Origin of the sequence: Streptomyces violens (assembly GCF_000717745.1) — a bacterium.
Classification (GTDB): Bacteria; Actinomycetota; Actinomycetes; order Streptomycetales; family Streptomycetaceae; genus Streptomyces; species Streptomyces violens.
In genome coordinates this window covers 56,816-77,233 of sequence record NZ_JOBH01000005.1, presented here as the reverse complement: position 1 = coordinate 77,233, position 20,418 = coordinate 56,816, and the positions used below count along the sequence as shown (strand labels likewise).

23 protein-coding genes are annotated in these 20,418 nt (G+C 71.5%); 13 read left to right on the top strand and 10 right to left on the bottom strand.

Annotation, left to right across the window (positions count from 1 at the left end; translation table 11 throughout):
• Positions 1-23 precede the first annotated feature (23 nt).
• Positions 24-563, bottom strand: coding sequence for a GNAT family N-acetyltransferase (locus IF04_RS0111120; protein ID WP_030254166.1), 540 nt, complete (start codon positions 561-563; stop codon positions 24-26).
• A 104-nt stretch (positions 564-667) separates the two neighbouring features.
• Between IF04_RS0111120 and IF04_RS0111115 the strand changes: the two genes are divergently transcribed.
• Positions 668-1,825, top strand: a complete 1,158-nt coding sequence (locus tag IF04_RS0111115) for a trypsin-like serine peptidase (protein WP_030254164.1) — start codon at positions 668-670, stop codon at positions 1,823-1,825.
• A gap of 51 nt (positions 1,826-1,876) precedes the next feature.
• Here the strand turns inward: IF04_RS0111115 and IF04_RS0111110 are convergent, their stop codons facing one another.
• A complete protein-coding gene (locus tag IF04_RS0111110) occupies positions 1,877-2,638 on the bottom strand; it encodes an isocitrate lyase/PEP mutase family protein (RefSeq protein WP_245654368.1) in 762 nt (253 codons plus the stop codon).
• A gap of 108 nt (positions 2,639-2,746) precedes the next feature.
• Here IF04_RS0111110 and IF04_RS0111105 point away from each other — a divergent pair, with 108 nt between their 5' ends.
• The 7 genes from IF04_RS0111105 (at position 2,747) to IF04_RS0111075 (ending at position 8,221) form a co-directional block, all read left to right on the top strand.
• Positions 2,747-3,490 carry a glucose 1-dehydrogenase gene (locus IF04_RS0111105; protein ID WP_030254160.1) on the top strand — a complete coding sequence of 248 codons (744 nt, stop codon included), beginning with the start codon at positions 2,747-2,749 and terminating at the stop codon, positions 3,488-3,490.
• A 35-nt stretch (positions 3,491-3,525) separates the two neighbouring features.
• Positions 3,526-3,738, top strand: a complete 213-nt coding sequence (locus IF04_RS0111100; RefSeq protein ID WP_030254158.1) for an AroM family protein — start codon at positions 3,526-3,528, stop codon at positions 3,736-3,738.
• 44 nt (positions 3,739-3,782) lie between these two features.
• On the top strand, positions 3,783-4,142 hold the full coding sequence (locus IF04_RS0111095; protein WP_030254156.1) for a hypothetical protein: 360 nt from the start codon (positions 3,783-3,785) through the stop codon (positions 4,140-4,142).
• Positions 4,143-4,156: 14 nt separating this feature from the next.
• Positions 4,157-5,341 carry a glutathionylspermidine synthase family protein gene (locus IF04_RS0111090; protein ID WP_030254154.1) on the top strand — a complete coding sequence of 395 codons (1,185 nt, stop codon included), beginning with the start codon at positions 4,157-4,159 and terminating at the stop codon, positions 5,339-5,341.
• Between the two features lie 128 nt (positions 5,342-5,469).
• Positions 5,470-6,483 carry a tryptophan--tRNA ligase gene (trpS, locus tag IF04_RS0111085; protein ID WP_030254151.1) on the top strand — a complete coding sequence of 338 codons (1,014 nt, stop codon included), beginning with the start codon at positions 5,470-5,472 and terminating at the stop codon, positions 6,481-6,483.
• 143 nt (positions 6,484-6,626) lie between these two features.
• A complete protein-coding gene (locus tag IF04_RS0111080) occupies positions 6,627-7,208 on the top strand; it encodes a 2'-5' RNA ligase family protein (protein WP_030254149.1) in 582 nt (193 codons plus the stop codon).
• Positions 7,209-7,309: 101 nt separating this feature from the next.
• On the top strand, positions 7,310-8,221 hold the full coding sequence (locus IF04_RS0111075; RefSeq protein WP_051831100.1) for a YihY/virulence factor BrkB family protein: 912 nt from the start codon (positions 7,310-7,312) through the stop codon (positions 8,219-8,221).
• Positions 8,222-8,261: 40 nt separating this feature from the next.
• On the opposite strand, the gene IF04_RS0111070 is transcribed toward IF04_RS0111075, so the two are convergent.
• A complete protein-coding gene (locus tag IF04_RS0111070; protein WP_425428382.1) occupies positions 8,262-9,545 on the bottom strand; it encodes a D-alanyl-D-alanine carboxypeptidase family protein in 1,284 nt (427 codons plus the stop codon).
• Positions 9,546-9,645: 100 nt separating this feature from the next.
• Between IF04_RS0111070 and IF04_RS0111065 the strand changes: the two genes are divergently transcribed.
• From IF04_RS0111065 to IF04_RS0111055, 3 genes are all read left to right on the top strand, one after another.
• Positions 9,646-9,918, top strand: coding sequence for an SCO4848 family membrane protein (locus IF04_RS0111065; protein WP_030254142.1), 273 nt, complete (start codon positions 9,646-9,648; stop codon positions 9,916-9,918).
• A complete protein-coding gene (locus IF04_RS0111060) occupies positions 9,915-11,192 on the top strand; it encodes a metallophosphoesterase (RefSeq protein ID WP_030254140.1) in 1,278 nt (425 codons plus the stop codon). The genes IF04_RS0111065 and IF04_RS0111060 overlap by 4 nt, the downstream gene beginning before the upstream one ends.
• 62 nt (positions 11,193-11,254) lie before the next feature.
• Complete coding sequence (locus tag IF04_RS0111055) at positions 11,255-11,791, top strand: FBP domain-containing protein (protein ID WP_030254137.1); 537 nt, start codon at positions 11,255-11,257, stop codon at positions 11,789-11,791.
• Here IF04_RS0111055 and IF04_RS0111050 read toward each other — a convergent pair.
• The 7 genes from IF04_RS0111050 to IF04_RS0111020 form a co-directional block, all read right to left on the bottom strand.
• The gene (locus IF04_RS0111050) at positions 11,772-12,455 is read right to left on the bottom strand and encodes a TetR/AcrR family transcriptional regulator (protein WP_051831099.1); all 684 of its coding nucleotides are present in this window, start codon (positions 12,453-12,455) and stop codon (positions 11,772-11,774) included. The two genes, IF04_RS0111055 and IF04_RS0111050, sit on opposite strands and share 20 nt — an antisense overlap.
• 60 nt (positions 12,456-12,515) lie before the next feature.
• The gene (locus tag IF04_RS0111045; RefSeq protein WP_051831097.1) at positions 12,516-13,328 is read right to left on the bottom strand and encodes an alpha/beta fold hydrolase; all 813 of its coding nucleotides are present in this window, start codon (positions 13,326-13,328) and stop codon (positions 12,516-12,518) included.
• Between the two features lie 98 nt (positions 13,329-13,426).
• Positions 13,427-14,203, bottom strand: coding sequence for a succinate dehydrogenase iron-sulfur subunit (locus IF04_RS0111040; protein WP_030254132.1), 777 nt, complete (start codon positions 14,201-14,203; stop codon positions 13,427-13,429).
• A complete protein-coding gene (gene sdhA, locus IF04_RS0111035) occupies positions 14,203-15,957 on the bottom strand; it encodes a succinate dehydrogenase flavoprotein subunit (protein WP_030254130.1) in 1,755 nt (584 codons plus the stop codon). The genes IF04_RS0111040 and sdhA overlap by 1 nt, the downstream gene beginning before the upstream one ends.
• 20 nt (positions 15,958-15,977) lie before the next feature.
• Positions 15,978-16,448: a succinate dehydrogenase hydrophobic membrane anchor subunit gene (locus IF04_RS0111030; RefSeq protein ID WP_030254128.1), complete on the bottom strand. Its 471-nt coding sequence runs from the start codon at positions 16,446-16,448 to the stop codon at positions 15,978-15,980.
• Positions 16,449-16,457: 9 nt separating this feature from the next.
• Positions 16,458-16,838 (bottom strand): succinate dehydrogenase, cytochrome b556 subunit, encoded by a 381-nt coding sequence (gene sdhC, locus IF04_RS0111025; RefSeq protein ID WP_030254126.1) that lies wholly within the window; start codon positions 16,836-16,838, stop codon positions 16,458-16,460.
• A gap of 192 nt (positions 16,839-17,030) precedes the next feature.
• Positions 17,031-17,612: a 2-oxo-4-hydroxy-4-carboxy-5-ureidoimidazoline decarboxylase gene (locus IF04_RS0111020; RefSeq protein ID WP_425428406.1), complete on the bottom strand. Its 582-nt coding sequence runs from the start codon at positions 17,610-17,612 to the stop codon at positions 17,031-17,033.
• A gap of 289 nt (positions 17,613-17,901) precedes the next feature.
• Between IF04_RS0111020 and IF04_RS0111015 the strand changes: the two genes are divergently transcribed.
• Together IF04_RS0111015 and IF04_RS0111010 are read left to right on the top strand one after the other, a co-directional pair.
• Complete coding sequence (locus tag IF04_RS0111015) at positions 17,902-19,566, top strand: beta-N-acetylhexosaminidase (protein ID WP_030254122.1); 1,665 nt, start codon at positions 17,902-17,904, stop codon at positions 19,564-19,566.
• Positions 19,567-19,848: 282 nt separating this feature from the next.
• Complete coding sequence (locus tag IF04_RS0111010) at positions 19,849-20,412, top strand: hypothetical protein (RefSeq protein WP_030254120.1); 564 nt, start codon at positions 19,849-19,851, stop codon at positions 20,410-20,412.
• The last annotated feature ends 6 nt before the right edge of the window (positions 20,413-20,418 follow it).

Sequence of the window (20,418 nt, the reverse complement as noted above, 5' to 3'; positions counted from 1 at the left end):
GTGAGGACGCGGCCGGGCATCCCTCAGGGGGTGCCCGGCCGCCGCCATTCCCCGGCGGTCAGCGCGTATTCGACGTCCCCGTGCTCCGCGCCCGGCAGCGGGTCGGCCCATTCCTCGTGGAACGTACGGACATACCGCAGCCCGCTTTTCTCCAGCACCCGCCGGGACCCGGTGTTCACCGCCATCGTCGTGGCCGTCACCCGCACCACACCCAGCTCCGCGAAACCCCTGCGGACCAGCGCCCGGGCGCCCTCCGTGGCGTACCCCTTTCCCCAGGCGGCGCGCCGGAGCCGGTAGCCCAGCTCGACCTCGTCCGTACGGCCGTCCCGCACGGGCCGGAATTCGAACCAGCCGAGAAATGCGGCGGTGTCCCTTTCCTCGGCGGCCCAGTATCCGAATGGCGAAGGCTGCGCATACCGCGTGACGAGCAACTCGGCCGCCGGATGCCCCCTGTCCAGAAATCGCATGACTTCAGGATCTCCATCCATCTCATGCAGATTGTCCAGATCCGCCCCGGCGAAAGCGCGCAAACGCAGCCGTTCCGTCTCCAGCAAGACGTGCATCACAGCCCCCTACTCGCGCGTCAGCCCCTGCGTACCGGCATAGTAGGGGCCCGCCCCTGAATGGGGTCATGACAAATACAGAGTTACCAGGGGGAGCAGGACCCATGCCATCCATACGCCGGACCGCAGCAGCCGCCGTGGCGGTCGCCGCGCTGCTCGTCACCGCCACCGCCTGCGGGCCCGAGGACACCAGGGCCGCGGGCCAGGACGGCGCGGCGGAGGCCGGCGGGAAGCCGGACGGGATCAAGCTCCCCAACGGCCTCCCCAAGGACCTCGATTCGCTGAAGAAGTGGGAACAGGGCGGCTGGAAGGACTGGGACAAGGAGACCTGGGCCCGGAAGGCGTCCGAGTTCGCCAACCCGGTCATCAAGGACCTCTGGAAGCCCTCCCGGATGGCGAAGGCCGCGGACACCCCCGTGGTGACCACCCAGAGCACCGGCACGGGCGCCACCGACCCCGAGCCGCGCCCGGTGACCGCGCAGCAGGTCGAGCGCCCGTACCACCAGCACATGGCGCCCATCGGGAAGATCTTCTTCGACAGCCCCGACGGCCCGATGGTCTGCTCCGGCACCGTCGTCGCGGACCCCGCCAACCCGGGGAAGTCCAACCTGGTGTGGACCGCGGGCCACTGCGTGCACTCCGGCAAGAACGGCGGCTGGATGCGCAACATCGTCTTCGTGCCCTCGTACAACGACAACGGGCTGCCCGCGAACCAGGTCTCCGCCTCCTCGGAGCGGAACGTCACCCCGTACGGCACCTGGTGGGCGGACTGGTCGCAGACCTCCTCGCAGTGGATCGACGGCGGCGGCCACAGCGGCAACGCCGCGTCCGCCTACGACTTCGCCGTGCTGCACGTGAAGCCGGAGAACGGCGGCGGCAAGTCCCTGGAGGAGACCGTCGGCGCCTCGCTGCCGGTCTGGTTCGGCGCGCCCTCGGGCAGCGGCGTGACCGGCCTCGGCGCCACGAAGGCGATCGGCTACCCGGCGGCGCCCCCGTACGACGGCGCGAAGATGATGAACTGCCTCGACCGGCCGGTGCGGCTGACCATGGCCCAGGGCACCCCCGCCATGCACTGGATCGGCTGCGGCATGACCGGCGGCACCTCCGGCGGCGGCTGGCTCGCCAACCACAACGGCGAGCTCTCCCTGGTCTCCAACAGCTCCATCGGCTCCCTGGATCACACCTGGCTGGCCGGCCCGCACCTCGGCTCCGAGGCGAAGGGCGTGTTCGACGCGATCAGCAAGAAGTACGCGGGGCAGTGACGCGGGGCGGGCGGCGGTACGAGGCACAGACGTACCGCCGCCCGCGCACGTTCAGCCCGCCCGCAGCTCCGCCGCCACCCCGCGCAGCGTCTCCATGGCCCGGCGCTGCAGCCCGCCGCCGAAGGTGACGCGGGAGGCACCGGCGGCACCCAGCGCGCGCGGCGACGGGCCGCCCGGCACCGCGATCGCGTTGACCGGCGCACCGATCCCGGCGGCCAGCTCGGCCAGCAGCTCCGGCGGCGCGAGGATCGGATACACACAGTCCGCGCCCGCGGCGACGTACCGCAGCCCGCGCGCCACGGCCGGCGCGGCCCCGGTCTCCCCGCGCAGGAACGTATCGATCCGGGCGTTGATCACCAGCGCGTCCCCGGCGACGGCCCGCACCTCGGCCAGCCGGTCCGCCTGCTCCTCCGGGTCGCGCAGGGTGCCGGTCGCCGCGTCCGAGTCCTCCAGATTGCAGCCCACCGCGCCCGCGTCCAGCAGCCGCTCGACCAGCTCCTTGGCGGGCAGTCCGTACCCCGCCTCCACATCGGCGGTGACCGGCACGTCCACGGCCCGGGTGATCCGCGCGATCGCCGCGAACATCTCGTCCGGCGGCGTGTGCCCGTCCCCGTACCCCAGCGACTCGCCGATCCCCGCACTGGGCGTGGCCAGCGCCTCGAAACCGGCCTCCACAAAAACCCGCGCACTCGCGGCATCCCAGGGCCCGGGCAGCACCAGCGGATCCTCCGGCGCCCGCCGCAGATGCAGAGCGCGCAGCGCCGCGGCGCTCGCGCGATCGTCGCCGGAGCCGGCCGTCGTGTTCATCGTCATGCGCCCGACGGTACGACGCTCCTGGCAGCTGGGTAGGGTCCTTCCCGGTCTTCGCCGGGAATCCGTCTCCGGCAGGCCGATCGCCCGTCGCCCGCTGAGGAGTTCACCATGACCGCGCGCCCCGTCACCCTCGTCACCGGCGGCAGCCGCGGCATCGGCGCAGCCACCTGCGTCCGGCTGGCCGCCGCGGGCCACGACCTCGCGCTGTCCTACGTCCAGGACGCCGGGGCCGCTGAGCGGACCGCCGAGGCGGTACGCGCCGCCGGGGCCCGCTGCGTCGTCGTCCGGGCCGACACCGCCGAAGAGGCCGACGTGGACCGGCTGTTCGACGCGGCGGCCGAGCGGCTCGGACCGGTCACCGGGCTGGTGAACAACGCGGGCGTGACCGGACCGCTCGGCAGGCTCGCCGACGCCGACACCGCCGTGCTCCGTCGCGTCCTGGACGTCAACGTCCTCGGCGCGCTGCTCTGCTGCCGCCGCGCAGCCCAGGTCATGGCCCCGCGTCGGACCGGGGCCATCGTCAACGTCTCCTCGGCGGCCGCCACCCTCGGCAGCCCCGGCGACTACGTGCACTACGCCGCCTCGAAGGCGGCCCTCGACGCGCTGACCGTCGGGCTCGCCAAGGAGCTCGGCCCCGACGGCATCCGCGTCAACGCCGTGGCCCCCGGCATCACCGACACCGACATGCACGCCGCGATGGGCGCCCCGGACCGCGCGGCACAGGCCGCCCCCGGCATCCCCCTCGGCCGCGCCGGCGAGCCCGACGAGATCGCCGCCGCCATCGCCTGGCTGCTCTCCCCGGACGCCTCGTACACCACGGGCACGGTCCTGAGGGTGTCCGGCGGGCGGTGAGCGACTAGCACGAAGTGGGCCGGGGCGCTAAGGAGATGACTCAGGTCGGTGCCCGGGCCGTGTTCGGACGGGGCGGAGCCGGAGAGGAAGAGGCGGGCCCCGGTCGCCGGCTGGTTCTGGACTGCATCGGCTACACCGAAGCCCACCGCGTGGCCGCCACCTGCACCGTCCCCGTCCTCCTCGCCCGCGGCCTCGCCGTCCGGCTCGCAGCAGAGGCCGCCTGCGCGTCGCGTCCGACCGCCCCCTAGGCTGGCGGGAGCACGACAATCGCTTCTACGGGGGACGACGAACCATGGCCGAAAAGGCACGGCGCAGGCTGCGGTCGAGCACGGTGATCCTGGGCGGGATGGGCGCGCTGGCCGCGGCCCTCACCTCCTGCGGCTCCGAGCCCGACAAGCGCTGCGTGGACCGCGGCAGTTACGACACGCTCAACGGATACCGCATCGTCGATTCCAAGAACTGCACGAGCGGCAGTACGTCGGCGGGCAAGAGCGGCAAGAGCGGCAAGAGCGGCGGCCGCGGCGGGTCGGTCGACGGCCAGTGGTACTACGACGCGGACGTCGACGGGCGCCACGCCGACTACGGCACGTTCAGCAAGAGCCAGGCCGTGGACCGGGGCGGTTTCGGCTGCTCGGGTTCGGCCGGCGGCTGAGCGGGCGCGGCGGCATGGAACGGCACACCATCGAGCCCCGCCCCGGCTGGCAGCAGACCGTCGAGGCACAGGGCCTGATCTATCCGCTGACCCGGTACCCGGACGACTCGCTGCGCCCGTACTGGGACGAGAGCGCGTACTACTCCTTCACGCTGCCCGAGGTCGAGGCGCTGGAGGAGGTCGTCGAGGAGCTGCACGGCATGTGCCTGGCCGCGGCGGCGCACATCGTCGAGCACGACCGCTTCACCGATCTCGGCATCGACGACCCGCGGCTGGCCGGCCTGATCACCGAGGCGTGGCAGCGCAGGGACGAACTGCCCTCCCTCTACGGCCGGTTCGATCTGCACTACGACGGCACCGGGCCGGCGAAGATGCTGGAGTACAACGCCGACACGCCCACCTCGCTGATCGAGGCGGCCGGCCCGCAGTGGTTCTGGATGGAGGAGCGCTTCCCCGGCGCCGACCAGTGGAACTCGCTGCACGAACGGCTGGTCGAAGCATGGCGGCGGCAGGCGAAGCTGCTGCCGCCCGGCGCGCCCCTGCACTTCGCGCACTCCGCGGGGGACGAGCTGGGCGAGGACCTGATGACCGTCGCCTACCTGGAGGAGACCGCCCAGCAGGCCGGTCTGGAAACGGTCGCGATCTCCATGGAGGAGATCGGCTGGGACCGCCTCGCCGGCCGCTTCGTCGACCAGCGGCTGAAGTTCATCCGCTCCTGCTTCAAGCTCTACCCGTGGGAGTGGCTGGCCACCGACCGGTTCGGCCCGCACGTCCTGGACACCCTCGACAACGGTGGCGGCACCGGTACCACGCTGTGGATCGAGCCCGCGTGGAAGATGCTCCTCTCCAACAAGGCGCTGCTCGCGATCCTCTGGGAGCTGTACCCGGGCCACCCGAACCTCCTCCCGGCGTACCTGGACGGCCCGCGCGCACTCGCGGACACGGCGGGATACGTCGCCAAGCCGCTGCTCGGCCGGGAGGGGGCCGGCGTCACGGTCCACAGGGCCGGCGCCGAGCCGGTGGTACGCGACGAACCCTGCTGCTACCAGGAGCTCGCCCCGCTTCCCGACTTCGACGGCAACCATGTCGTCCTCGGTGCCTGGGTCGTCGAGGACGAGGCGGCCGGGCTCGGGATCCGGGAGTCGGCCGGGCTGATCACGGACGAGTACGCGCGCTTCCTGCCGCATGTGATCTTGTAGGAGCGCGGCCCCGTGCCCGCACCGTCACCGGGCGGGCACCCCACGTGGCCGGCCCCGGGGCCATGTCCTACCTGTCGGTATTCCCACCGGCGGCCAGGACGGGCCGCGGACCTGAGAGAATAAGTGCCATGGCTCTCGATCGTCCGCGTGTGCTCTCCGGTATCCAGCCCACCGCCGGCTCCTTCCACCTCGGCAACTACCTCGGCGCCGTCCGCCAGTGGGTAGCGCTCCAGGAGTCCCACGACGCCTTCTACATGGTCGTGGACCTGCACGCGATCACCGTGCCGCAGGACCCGAAGGAGCTGCGCGCGAACACCCGCGTCGCGGCAGCCCAGCTGCTCGCCGCCGGTCTGGACCCCGAGCGCTGCACCCTCTTCGTCCAGAGCCATGTGCCGGAGCACGCGCAGCTCGGCTGGGTGCTGAACTGCCTCACCGGCTTCGGCGAGGCGTCCCGCATGACCCAGTTCAAGGACAAGTCGGCGAAGCAGGGCCAGGACCGCACGACGGTCGGCCTCTTCACGTACCCCGTGCTGATGGTCGCGGACATCCTGCTGTACCAGGCCAACCAGGTCCCGGTCGGCGAGGACCAGCGCCAGCACCTGGAGCTGACCCGCGACCTCGCGGACCGCTTCAACCAGCGCTTCGGTGACACCTTCACGATCCCGAACCCGCACATCGTCAAGGAGACCGCGAAGATCCAGGATCTTCAGGACCCGGCGATCAAGATGAGCAAGTCGGCGTCCTCGCCGAAGGGCATCATCGACCTGCTCGACGAGCCCAAGGTCACGGCCAAGAAGATCAAGAGCGCGGTGACCGACACCGACACGGTGATCCGCTTCGACCGCGAGGCCAAGCCGGGCGTGTCCAACCTGCTGACCATCCTCTCCACCCTCACCGGCACGGACATCCCGCAGCTGGAGAAGGACTACGAGGGCAAGATGTACGGCGCGCTCAAGACCGACCTCGCCGAGGTGATGGTCGACTTCGTCACACCCTTCCGGGACCGTACGAAGGAATACCTCGACGACCCCGAGACGCTGGACTCGATCCTGGCCAAGGGTGCCGAGAAGGCGCGCGCGGTGGCCGCCGAGACGCTGGCCACCACGTACGACCGGATCGGCTTCCTGCCCGCCAAGCACTGATCGCGCGCCGGGCGGGCGCCGCGCGCCCCCGCACAGGGGGGCCGAGGTCCCGCCGGGGCAGGACCGTCGGCGCTCGCCGTAAGGGCGGCGCACCCGGCACACTGGCATCCGGGGCAACCATCCGTTTCAGGGAGGAGAACGCAGTGGGGACCGTAACGCTCGGCGTTTCGATCGCGGTCCCGGAGCCGTACGGCCGCTTCCTCCAGGAGCAGCGCGCGAGCTTCGGTGACCCGGCCGCGCAGGCCATCCCCACCCACATCACCCTCCTCCCGCCCACCGAGACCGACCCGGCGGCCCTGCCCCGGATCGAGGAGTACCTCGCGGAGGTCGCGGCGGCCTTCACGCCCTTCACGCTGCGCCTGAAGGGCACCGACACCTTCCGGCCGCTCTCGCCCGTCGTCTACGTCAAGCTCGTCGACGGCAAGGCGGGCTGCACGGAGCTGCAGGAGCGCATCCGTGCCGCGTCCGGGCCGTGCGCCCGTGAGCTGCAGTTCCCGTACCACCCGCACGTCACCGTCGCGCACGGCATCTCCGAAGAGGCGATGGACCGGGCGCAGCGGGAGCTGGCGGACTTCGAGGCCGCCTGGACGATAGGCGGTTTCGCGCTGTACCAGCAGGGCGCGGACGGCGTGTGGCGGTTGGAGCGCGAATACCCTTTCGGCGCGCCGGTCGGCGGTGTACCGCGGCAGGCCGACCTGACCCGGCCGCCGGCCCCCTCCCGGTAACCCGCCGCGCCCTGGCGCGTCTGCGCCGTATGCGGCCATCCGGAGGCTAGTGTTCCGCCGGATGGGGGACAACGGCCCTCGGGAAGGGGTACCCGCGGCTCATGGAGTGGCTGACCAGGCTGCCGCTGATCGGGCCCGCGGTGGTGTGGCTGATGCGCACCCACCTGTGGCGGGCGTACCAGCGGATGGACCGCGTGCACTGGACCCGGCTGGCCGCCGCCCTCACCTTCACCAGCTTCGTGGCGCTCTTCCCGCTGCTCACGGTGGCGGCGGCCATCGGCGCCGCGCTGCTCAGCGACGCGCAGCTGCGCGAGTTCCAGGGCCGACTCGCCGATCAGGTCCCCGGCATCGCCGGGCAGCTGGACATCGGGGCGCTGGTGGACAACGCGGGCACGGTCGGGGTGATCGCCGGTGCCGCGCTGCTCTTCACGGGCGTGGGTTGGGTCCAGTCGCTGCGGGACTGTCTGCGCGCGGTGTGGGAGACCGACGACGAGGACGGCAACTTCTTCCTCGCCAAGGCCAAGGACGGCGCGCTGCTGCTGGGCCTGGGCGGGGTGGCGGTGGTCTCGCTGGCCTGCTCGGTGTTCGCCTCGGCGGCGGTGGGCCGGGTGGCACAGGCCATCGGCATCCCCGAGGACGGCGCGGGCAGCGTCCTGCTGACGCTGGCGGGCTTCCTGATCGCCGTGCTCGCCGACTTCCTGCTGCTGGCGTACGTCCTGACGCAGCTGCCCGGCGCGGTGCCGCCACGGCGGGCGGTGGCCGTTGCGGCGCTGATCGGAGCGGTCGGCTTCGAGGTACTGAAGTACGCGCTCAGCGGCTATCTGCAGGGCGTCGCGGCGAAGAGCATGTACGGCGCGTTCGGCACCCCGATCGCGCTGCTGCTGTGGATCAACTTCACCGCGAAGCTGCTGGTCTTCTGTGCGGCCTGGACGGCCACCCAGGAGCCGGCCGACGAGCCGGTGGAGGTGCCCGCCGCCGAGCCGGGCGGCGGGGCGGCGGAGGACGCCGCCTGACGCCCTCCCCGCCCGTCGGGGACCGGCTCAGCGGCCCGGCTCAGCGTCCGCGTCGCCGTACCAGCTCCGGCAGCGGCCAGCGGCGGTGCACCGCGAAGGCCACGCCGCCGAGGACGACCAGCGCGCCGCCCGCGATCCCCAGGGCGGTCGACGCGCCGCCCCGCTCTCCGTCGCCCTCCGTAGCGGACAGATGCGCCGCGCCCGGCTTGCCGTGCTGCTGGCCGGCGCTGTGCTTGGCGGCGTCGCCCTCCTCGCTCTTCGGGCCGACCAGCCGTCCCACCGGCTCGACCTTGTCCCGCGCCGCGAATCCCCAGTCGAACAGCGCCGCGGTCTCCTTGTAGACCTCGTTCAGGTCCTTCTTGGCCGGGTTCATGACCGTGACGAGGAGGACCTTGTCGCCGCGCTGCGCGACGCCGGTGAAGGTCGATCCCGCGTTCGTGGTGTTGCCGTTCTTCACGCCCGCGATGCCCTTGTACGGCTTCATGCCGAACGCGCCGGTCAGCAGCCGGTTGGTGTTCTGTATGCCGAAGGTCGGGCGCTTCTTGCCCTTCTTCGCCTCGCCCGGGAACTGCGCGAACGCCGTCGAGGCGTACTCCCGGAAGTCCGCGTTCTGCAGCCCGGAGCGGGCGAACAGGCTCAGGTCGTACGCGCTGGAGACCTGCCCCTTCGCGTCATAGCCGTCCGGGGTGACGACGTGCGTGTCGTGGGCGTTCAGCTCGTCCGCGTGCGCCTGCATGTCGCGGACCGTCTGCTCGACGCCATGGTTCATCGCGGCCAGCGTGTGCACCGCGTCGTTGCCGGAGCGAAGAAAGACGCCCAGCCACAGGTCGTGCACGGAGTAGGTCTGGTTCTCCTTGATGCCCACCAGGCTGCTGCCCTCGCCCATGCCCGCCAGGTCCTCGGGCGCGACCTTGTGCTGCTCGGTCTTCGGGAACTTCGGCAGCAGGGTGTCGGCGAAGAGCATCTTCAGCGTGGAGGCGGGCGGCAGCGGCCAGTGCGCGTTGTGCGCGGCGAGCACGTCCCCGGACTCCGGGTCGGAGACGATCCAGGAGCGCGCGGAGAGGCCCTTGGGGAGCTTCGGGGCGCCGTCCTTCAGCCGTACCTGCGTGCCGGGCTTCGCCAGCGGCCCGCCGCCGACGGCGGACATCGTGGCGGGCGGCGCGGGCGCCTTCGACTTCGTCGGCTTCGCGTCGTCGGCGTACGCGGGCGCCGCCACGGCCAGCGGCGCGGTCAGCGCGGCACACACCAGGGCGGCGGCCGCGGCCCTGTGGGCGGTGCGGCGGCGGGCGGGGGACGGGGCGAGGGAGGGCGAGATCGTCGGCACGACGGTGAACGTACCCGCCGTGTCCGGCGCGGCCACCGTCACCCCGCACGACGCGGCCCCTGACAGCGGCCTTACGAAGCCGCCGCTCATACTGGAAGGCATGAAGCTCTCGCGCCCCGTCTCCTGGTTCCTGCTCGCCTTCGGGGTCTGGAGCTGGTTCATCTGGATCACTTTCGTCAAGAATCTGGTCAAGGACGGAAGTGGTCTCGCCTTCGATGACGCAGGTGACCCGACTGCCTATTTCTGGGTGCATCTGGCGCTCGCCGTGACGTCCTTTCTCTTGGGGACGGCAATCGGAGTGATCGGGTTCCGCGGGGTACGGGCTCTGCGGCGCGAGACCGCGGCCCCGGCGAGCGAGAAGTCCGGTAAGTGATCTTCCTTCTGGTCGTCGCGACGATCTTCGCGCTGCTCGGCGCGGTCCACTGGTACCTGTGGCGCCGCCTGGTCCGCGACACGACCTCGCCCGGCAGCGGCGCGCGCCGGACCGGCACCGTGCTCGCCGTCGTGCTGCCGCTGCTGATCCTCGGCGCCTTCGTCGCGCCCCGTGCGGGCGCCCCGTTCCCCCTCCAGCAGCTCTTCGCCTGGCCGGGCTACCTGTGGCTCGCCACGGTGCTCTACCTCACCCTCGCCCTGCTGGCGGGCGAGGTGGTCCGCGCGGTGTGGCTGCGGGTCCGGGCGCGCGAGACGGTGCCGGAGCCGGTACGGGAGCAGATACGCGAGCCGGAGCCGGCTCTCGCGGGAGCAGACGCGGGTGCGGACGCGGGCGCGGGCGGCGACACGGTCGTCGCGAGCGCGCCTCCCGCCGCTGCCCCCGCCGCCCCCTCCCGGCGCCTCTTCGTCGCCCGCTCGGTGGCCGTCGGGGCCTCGGCAGCCGCCGCCGCGACCGTCGGGTACGGCACGTACAGCGTGCTCGGCGGGCCGCGGCTGAAGCGGGTGACCGTACCCCTCGCCAAGCTGCCGCGCGCCGCGCACGGCTTCCGTATCGCCGTCGTCAGCGACATCCACCTCGGCCCCATCCTGGGCCGCGCGCACACCCAGCGCGTCGTGGACACCGTCAACCGCACCAACCCCGACCTGATCGCGATCGTCGGCGACCTCGTCGACGGCAGCGTGGCGGACCTGGGCCCGGCCGCCGAGCCGCTGCGCGCGCTGACCGCCCGGCACGGCGCGTACTTCGTCACCGGCAACCACGAGTACATCTCGGGCGCCGCCCACGAATGGGTCGACCACGTCCGCGAACTGGGCGTGCACCCCCTGGAGAACGCCCGCGTCGAGATGCCCGGCTTCGACCTCGCCGGCGTCAACGACATCTCCGGCGAGAACCACGCCGACGGCCCCGACTACGACCGCGCCCTGGGCGACCGCGACCCCGCGCGGGCCTCGGTCCTCCTCGCCCACCAGCCGGTGATGATCCACGAGGCGGTACGGCACGGTGTCGATCTGCAGCTCTCCGGGCACACTCACGGCGGCCAGATGTGGCCCGTCAACTACATCGCCGCGGCCGCCAACCCCACCGTCGCGGGCCTGGACCGCTACGGCGACACCCAGCTCTACGTCAGCCGCGGCGCGGGCGCCTGGGGCCCGCCGGTCCGCGTCGGCGCCCCGCCGGACGTCACCCTCGTCCAGCTGGCCTCCCGGCAGGCATGACCCGCGCGGGCCACAGAAAAATCGGGCGACGCCCGTCCGTACCGCCTGTTAGCTTTCGGATCATGGATCCCCTGGCAGAACCCGACATCCGCGCCTCTTTCGTGAACTGTTCCAAGGGCGAGGCCCGTCGGCTGAACCTCCCCGCCGGGCTCGCCGAACTTCCCTGGCCCGACCTGGACTTCCTCGGCTGGCGTGACCCGCAGGCGCCCGACCGCGCCTATCTCGTCGTCCCGCGCGCGGACGGCCCGCTCGGCGTCACGCTGCGCCGCCCCACGAACGTCCGCCGTACGTTCACCAAGACCACGGTCTGCTCCTTCTGCCTGACCGGGCACGGTGGTTCGGGCGTCAGCCTGCTCGCCGCGCCCCGGGCCGGCGCGGCGGGCCGCCAGGGCAACACCGTCGGCGCGTACGTCTGCGCCGACCTCGCCTGCCCGCTGTACCTCCGCGGCAAGAAGCGGCCCGACCTCGCCGCGCGTTACGAGGAGCAGCTCAGCGTCGAGGAGAAGGTCGCCCGGATGACCGCCAACCTCGACGCCTTCCTCGCGAAGGTCATCGACGACAAGGTCAGCGCCGGCCAGGTCACCGACGGCCGGGTGTGAGGAAGTCGTCCAGCAGACCGGTCAGTTCCCGTACGAGCGGCCGCAGGACGCGGTAGCGCGAGAGGGCGATCGCGCGGGCGATCAGCGGCGCCGTACGGGCCGCCAGCGCCCGCGACCGGGCGCAGTCCGGCGATCGGTCGTGCACCCAGAACAGCACCAGCCCCATCTGGTGCAGCCACAGCAGCCGCGGGAGCTGGTCCGCCAGCTCCGGCGCGGCCTTCACGCCCGCGCCCGCGAGCACCTCGCGGTGCAGCGCGACGGCGGCCTCCCGGGGGCCCGCCGAGGCCTCGGAGAAGGGGCTGAGCGGGCTGTCGGGGTCGGCGGCGTTCTTGAAGAACTGGGTGGCGAACCGGTGGTACGGCGCCGCCACGTCCAGCCAGGCCAGCAGCACCCCGCGGATCCGCCCGGCCAGCTCCGTCTCGGTGGCGAGCACCTCGCGCGCTGCCGCCCGGTGCTCCTCGGCGATCCGGTCGTAGAACCCCTGGACCAGGTGTTCCTTGGACGCGAAGTAGTAGTACGCGTTACCGGTGGAGACGCCCGCCTCCTGGGCGATGGCCCGCATCGTCGTCCGGTCGTACCCGCGTTCCTCGAAGAGCCGCATCGCGGTGGCCAGAATCAGCGCCCGCGTCTGCTCTCCCCGGGATACCTGCTTCGCGTCGTCCACGCCCCGACCCTAAGCGAGCGGCCGGGACGCGGGGGACCGCAGGGGCCCGTCGGGCGCTTCCTAGAGGCCGTGCGCGGCGAGGAAGCCGGTGATCAGCCGCTCCCACTCCTCGGGGCACTCGTGCATCGGCACGTGGCCGGCGGCGAGTTCGGCGTACTGCGCGCCGGGTATGTGCGCGGCCAGGTAGCGGGAGTGCGCGGGGTCGACCAGCTGGTCGTGGAGGGTGGCGATGACCAGCGTAGGGACGGCGATGCCCGGCAGGTCGGCGCGGACGTCCAGGGACCGTACGAGCGCCGCCTGGTCCGCCGAACCGTCGGGCACCAGCTCCGGGCAGGGATCCAGCAGTGCGTCCAGGTCGTCGTGCGGCAGGTCCTGGAGGCGGCCGGGGGACCAGCCGCTGAGCGTACGGGCCAGCGCCAGGCCCGTGTAGTCGTCCTGCGCCAGCAGGCGTTGCCAGAGCGCCAGCCAGAGATCGGTACGGCGGTCCGGGACGGCCAGCCCCGCGGTCAGCACGAGGCCGCTGACGTGCTGCGGGTAGCGGGTGGCGGTGCGCACCGCGACGGCCGTGCCGAGCGAGTACCCGACCAGGGTGAAGGTCTCCAGCCCGGCGGCGACCGCGCCGTCGACGACCGCGTCGGTGAGGCCGTCCAGGGTGAGCGGCCCGGCCGCGCGCGGGGTGCGGCCCGAGCCGGGGTAGTCGGGGGCGACGACGGTGTGGCCGGCGGCGAGTGCCGGTAAGAGGCGGGCGTAGTTCTCGTCGATGCTGCCGGTGGCGCCGTGGGCCAGGACGATGCCCGGGCCGGAACCGGTGACGGTGGCGGAGAGCGGAGGCAGGGGCCGGTGCGGGGAAAGGGGGGTGGTGTCGTTCCTCATACGAATGAGCATTCCCCGGCACGGCAGGCGAACCTACGCGAAGGGCCCCTGTCCGGTACGAAAACCGGACAGGGGCCCTTCGCGGGATCAGGCCGAAATCAGAAGCGCCGGGTAATCAGGGCCCGCTTCACTTCCTGGATCGCCTTCGTGACCTCGATACCGCGCGGGCAGGCGTCCGTGCAGTTGAAGGTCGTACGGCAGCGCCAGACGCCGTCCTTGTCGTTCAGGATCTCCAGGCGCTGCTCACCGGCCTCGTCACGCGAGTCGAAGATGAAGCGGTGCGCGTTGACGATCGCCGCCGGGCCGAAGTACTGGCCGTCGTTCCAGAACACCGGGCACGAGGTCGTGCACGCGGCGCACAGGATGCACTTGGTGGTGTCGTCGAAGCGCTCGCGGTCCTCGGCGGACTGCAGACGCTCGCGCGTCGGCTCGTTGGTGTCCTTCGTGATCAGGAAGGGCATCACGTCGCGGTACGCCTGGAAGAACGGCTCCATGTCCACGACCAGGTCCTTCAGGACCGTCAGGCCCTTGATGGCCTCGACCGTGATCGGCTTCTCAGGGTTGATGTCCTTGATCAGCGTCTTGCAGGCGAGCCGGTTCTTGCCGTTGATCCGCATGGCGTCGGAGCCGCAGATGCCGTGCGCGCAGGACCGGCGGAAGGTCAGGGTGCCGTCCTGCTCCCACTTGATCTTGTGCAGCCCGTCGAGCACGCGCTCCTTCGGGTCCAGCTCCAGCTGGAAGTCCTGCCACTTCGCCTCGTCCGAGACCTCCGGGTTGAACCGGCGGATGCGGAACGTGACGGTGATCTTCTGGGCAGCGGTGCTCTCGGCCGCGTCCAGCGCTGCCGAGTGCTTCTCAAGCGTGGGGGTGCTCATCAGTACTTACGCTCCATCGGCTGGTAGCGGGTCTGGACGACCGGCTTGTAGTCGAGACGGATCGACTCCTTGCCGTCAGCGCCGACCTCGCGGTACGCCATGGTGTGCCGCATGAAGTTGACGTCGTCGCGGTTCGGGTAGTCCTCGCGGTAGTGACCACCGCGGGACTCCTTGCGGGCCAGCGCGGAGACCGCCATGACCTCGGCCAGGTCGAGCAGGTTGCCCAGCTCGATGGCCTCCAGCAGGTCGGTGTTGAAGCGCTTGCCCTTGTCCTGGACGGAGACGTTCAGGTAGCGCTCGCGCAGCTCGCCGATCTTCTCGACCGCGGTCTTGATCGTCTGCTCGGTGCGGAACACCATCACGTTGGCGTCCATGCACTCCTGCAGCTCGGTGCGGAGCTTGGTCACGCTCTCCGTACCGTTCGAGTCGCGCAGCCGCTCGACCTGGTCCTGGACCTGCTTCGCCGGGTTCTCGGGCAGCTCGACGAAGTCGTTCTTGTGCGCGTACTCCGCGGCGGCGATGCCCGCGCGGCGGCCGAACACGTTGATGTCGAGCAGCGAGTTGGTGCCCAGGCGGTTGGCGCCGTGCACGGAGACACAGGCGACCTCGCCGGCGGCGTACAGGCCCGGCACGACGGTGGTGTTGTCGGCCAGCACCTCGCCCTCGACGTTGGTCGGGATGCCGCCCATGGCGTAGTGCGCGGTCGGCTGGATCGGGATCGGGTCCGTGTAGGGCTCGATGCCGAGGTAGGTCCGCGCGAACTCGGTGATGTCGGGCAGCTTGGCGTCCAGCTGCTCCGGCGGGAGGTGCGTGAGGTCGAGGTAGACGTGGTCGCCCTCGGGACCGCAGCCGCGGCCCTCGCGGATCTCCGTGTAGATGGAGCGCGAGACGACGTCACGCGAGGCGAGGTCCTTCATGACCGGCGCGTACTTCTCCATGAAGCGCTCGCCGTCCTTGTTGCGGAGGATGCCGCCCTCACCACGGGCGCCCTCCGTCAGCAGGATGCCCATCCGCCAGATGCCGGTCGGGTGGAACTGGAAGAACTCCATGTCCTCCAGCGGCAGCCCGCGGCGCCAGGCGGCGGCCTGGCCGTCACCGGTCAGGGTGTGCGCGTTGGAGGTCACCTTGAAGAACTTGCCGGTGCCGCCGGACGCGAAGATGATCGACTTCGCCTGGAAGACGTGGATCTCGCCGGTCGCCAGCTCGTAGGCGACGACACCGGCGGACTTCTTGACCCCGTCGACCTCGTTGAGCAGCAGGTCCAGGACGTAGAACTCGTTGAAGAACTCCACGCCCTCCTTGACGCAGTTCTGGTACAGCGTCTGGAGGATCATGTGGCCCGTGCGGTCCGAGGCGTAGCAGGACCGGCGGACCGGGGCCTCACCGTGGTTACGGGAGTGACCGCCGAAGCGGCGCTGGTCGATCGTGCCGTTCGGGGTGCGGTTGAACGGCAGGCCCATCTTCTCCAGGTCGAGGACGGAGTCGATGGCCTCCTTCGCGAGGATCTCGGCGGCGTCCTGGTCGACCAGGTAGTCGCCACCCTTGATCGTGTCGAAGGTGTGCCACTCCCAGTTGTCCTCCTCGACGTTCGCGAGGGCGGCGGCCATGCCGCCCTGCGCTGCGCCGGTGTGGGAGCGGGTCGGGTAGAGCTTCGTCAGGACGGCGGTGCGGCTGCGCTTGGTCGACTCGATGGCCGCGCGCATACCGGCGCCACCCGCGCCGACGATGACGGTGTCGTACTTGTGGATCTTCATTGTTCCAGTCAGCCCCGGCGTTAGCGGATGTTCGGGTCGAAGGTGAAGATCACCAGCGTGCCCAGAAGGACGGTGAACACCGTGGCGGCGTACAGCAGCATCTTCAGCCAGAAGCGGGTGTTGTCCCGCTGCGCGTAGTCGTTGATGACCGTACGCAGGCCGTTGGCGCCGTGCAGCATCGCCAGCCACAGCATGATCAGGTCCCATGCCTGCCAGAACGGCGAGGCCCAGCGACCGGCCACGAAGGCGAAGCCGATCTTGCTCACGCCGCCGTCCAGCACCAGCTGGACCAGCAGGTGGCCGAGGACCAGGACGACCAGCACGATGCCGGACAGCCGCATGAACAGCCAGCCGTACAGCTCGAAGTTGGTCCGGGTCGACCGCGGGGTCTTCTTGGTACGGGCGCGGGGCGGCTCGATGACGGGAGCCGGGTTGTCCACGTCGTACAGGGACACGGAGTCGTTCACAGGAGTCGTCTCAGCAGAGGACATCGCGCTTCATCAGCTCCCGAACAGCGTGCGCAGGGTGTGCTGCAGCACGGGGTAGAAGGCGCCGGCCATCAGGACGGCCCACACACCGACAACGGTCCACAGCAGCTGCTTCTGGTACTTCGTGCCCTTGGACCAGAAGTCCACGGCCACGACGCGCAGGCCGTTGAGCGCGTGGAAGAGGATGGCGGCCACGAGGCCGTACTCCATCACGTTGACGAGAGGCGTCTTGTACGTGGCGACGACGTCGTCGTAGGCCTCCGGGGAGACACGAACGAGAGCGGTGTCGAGCACGTGCACGAACAGGAAGAAGAAAATGAGGACGCCGGTGACTCGATGAGCCACCCAGGACCACATACCTTCCCGGCCGCGATACAGCGTTCCAGCCGGCACGGAAAAACCCTCCGGGAGCGGGGACTGGGGCCTGCCGGCTTCACTGTCGGTCTGGCCCGGCCGGGTACGGTCCACCGGCCCTGGCCATCGTAGCGACGACTTGTCGGTTCCTCCCGCCGGGGTCCTCAGGTGTGATCAAACAAGCACGGACGGGCGATCGGACGGGCTAACGGACGGGGAGGAAAGCGAACATCACGGACTTTCGCCCGCGAGGTGGGCGAGCCGCCCCCGCGCGATCCGGCGCAGCTCGTCGGCGGCGATGGCGCGCTCCTCGTCCGGCTCGTGTCCCAGCCGGTCCCTGATCCCGCTCAGCACGCGGTCCAGCAGCTCCTCCTCGCGCAGCCCGTCCAGGCAGATCACGAAGGCGTGCCGGAAGCGGCGCTCGTACTCGGCGTGCGCGGCGCGCAGCGCGGTGTGCGCCGCGAGGGTGCCGCGGCCGCGGGCGCCCGCGAGCGGCTGCGGGGAGAGGGACTCCTCGGCGAGCGCCTCGGTGAGATCGCCCGGGCTGAGGTCGTAGCTGGCCTCGTCGGCGGCGGCCAGCAGCGCTTCCAGGTCGGGGTACGGGCGGTGCGCGGCGATCCGGCGGGCCCAGCGGCGGCTGCCGCAGCAGGCGAGCAACGCGGCCTCGACGGCGCCCGCCGCGGCCGAATTGAAACGATCGAGACCGGACGCGCCGTCGGGCAGCGTCCGCCGCGGCCGGCACTTCTGCGAAGGTATGCCGGAGCGGGGAGCATGCAGCGTGGTCGGCGGGGCGGCCGGGGGCTCGCTGGTCAGCGTGATCTCCTCGGGGAACAGGGGACTACGCGCGCGCGGCGCGGGACCGGGGCGACTCCGTGGGGGGCAGGCGAGGGCCCCGGGGAAGGAGGGGCTGTCGGCGCTCGCGCCGTCTCCTGGGGGTGGAGGTCGGGCGACGGGCGGGAGCGGTGTCACCGTAACGACGCAAGCCGTCTTCTGTCCGACGGATGCGCGAATTTCACCCGGATGAGAGAGCTTTCGCGCGCGTAGTGGACGGGACATTTCTCAAGCTGGTCATACTTCGCCCTGGAAAGGGAGGTTTGCGTAGATGAGGAAGTTGACGGCATGGGTGGCACTGGCCGCCTCGGCCCTGACCATCACCGGCTGCTCGGACGGCTCCGCGCAGCACGGCGGCGGCAGCGGTACCGGAAACCAGGATTCCAAGTCGCCCACGTCCGCCGCGTCCTCAGCGGCGCCCACGCCCCGCTGGGCCGCGGTCAAGGGGCCCCCGCGCACGATCCCCGCGGTCCGCGGTTTCAAGGCGGCCGACGGCACCGGCTGGCGCGCCTCGAAGAACGCCCGCGTCGTCGTCCCCGCCGGGCAGGACAGCCCGGTCGCCGACGAGGCCCGCCGGCTCGCCGCCGACCTCGGCGGCCTGAAGCTGTCCTGGAAGGACGACGCGCGCCCCGGCGACGTCGAGCTGACGCTCTCGGGCAAGGGCAAGGCGGCGGGCGAGAACAACGCGGCCCCCGCGAGCACCGCCGACGAGTCGTACACGATCACCGCCCGCGACACCCGCCTCACCCTGACCGCGCCCACCGACACCGGGATCTTCAACGCCACCCGCACGGTCGTGCAGTCCGTACGGGCTTCCGGCGGCGTCCCCGAAGGGACGATCCAGGACCGCCCCGACCGGGCCCAGCGCGGCCTGCTCGTCGACACCGCGCGCAAGCACTTCAGCGCGGACTGGCTGGAGAAGCGCATCCGCGAGATGGCCGACCTCAAGCTCAACCAGCTCCAGCTGCACTTCTCCGACGATCAGGCGTTCCGCATCGAGAGCAGCAGCCACCCGGAGATCGTCTCCAAGGACCACCTGACCAAGGCGCAGGTCCGCCGCCTGGTGAAGCTCGCGCGCGAGCTGCACATCACGGTCATCCCCGAGATCGACTCCCCGGGCCACCTCGGCGCGGTGATCGACAAGCACCCTGAGCTCCAGCTGCGCAGCGCCGCCGGCACCTCCCAGCGCGGTGCGATCGACATCTCGCAGCCCAAGGCGGCGCAGATCGTCGACGACCTGCTGCGCGAGTACGCCAAGCTGTTCGCCGAGGAGGGCGTGCCCGGACCGCGCTGGCACCTGGGCGGCGACGAGTACCGCGCCCTGACCGTGAAGTCGCCCGGCGCCACCTATCCGCAGCTCGCGCGCGCCGCCACGAAGAAGTACGGCTCCGGGGCCACGGTCTCGGACCTGACGACCGGCTGGCTCAACGACCGCGAGAAGACCCTGCGCAAGGCGGGGGTGAAGCACGTCGAGGCGTGGAACGACGGCTTCCACGACTCCAAGGTGGTCACCCCCGACAAGGACCGCACAGTGGCGTACTGGACCGGCAAGGAGATCGGCGCGAACGACCCGGCCGGGTTCCTGAAGGAGGGTCGCAGGGTCGTCAACCTCAACGACGAGTACCTCTACTACGTCCTCGGCCAGCCGAACGACTTCACCTACCCGACCGGCGAGCGGATCTACAAGGAGTGGACCCCGGCCGTGCTGCGCGGCACCAAGCCCGTCCCGGCCTCGCTCGCAGGCCCCGACCGCATCCCCGGCGCCCGCTTCGGCGTCTGGTGCGACCTCGCCCAGTCCCAGACCACCGAGCAGGTCGCCCGCGGCATCCGGCTGCCGCTCGCCGCGCTCTCCCAGAAGGTCTGGGACCCGCGCAAGCCGTCCCTGTCCTGGACGGACTTCAAGGCTCGCGCGGCGACGGTGGCGCCCGCGCGCTGAGCGGTTAGGGGGCTTCTGACGGATCTCCGTGGAGCAAGGAGCGGCGTCTGGCGCGTGCGATCGCAAGGCGGAGGAGGGAGTCGACGCGGAGCGTCGGCGAGTGACGACAACGCCGCGAGCGTGGGTGCCAGGCGTCGTGACGCCGCGGAGATCCGTCAGAAGCCCCCTAAGGACGTACGCCTTCACCCCGGTATGTCACGGTCCGCTGTGACGTTCCCGCGCGTCGGCACGCAGTAGGGCGCAGCAAGGGAAGTGCCCGGTGCGAAGGGGAAGGCGTACGTCATGAGCCTGGTGGAACTGGTCGCGCGCGCGGATGCGCGCGGGCTGGCGGCGAGCGGCCTCGCCTGCGTGGACCGCTGCCTGCCGCTGCTCGGCGCGGACGACGACGCGCTGCGCCCGCTGTGGGCGAGCCTGACGGCGGACGGCGCCGAGTGGGGCACCCAGCTCGCGGCGGTACGGGCCGTGCTGCCGCCGGGCCCGGCGGACGGCGATGAACCGGCCGTACTGGTCCGCCGGATGCTCGACGCCGCGCCGGCCACCCACTCCGACGAGGAAGCGCTCCGCGCCTGGGCCGACGACTGCTCCAGCACGGCGCTCCAGGTGCACCACCTGCTGGACCACCCCGGCAGGTCGTACGAGGGCCCGCACACCCTCGCGGACCGCCGCGCGGGCCGCACGGACGGCACGACCCCGCTGGTCGAGGCCGAGCTCCGGCGCCAGACGACGATCCTGGAACTGCTGGCCGGGCACGGCCCCGTGGGCCTGCGGCAGGCGGTGGAGATCTCCGCCGAGGGGCGCCGCGTGCTGCGCGCGGTGGTCTCGCGGCAGGCACGCGGCGCGGTCTGAGCCCCC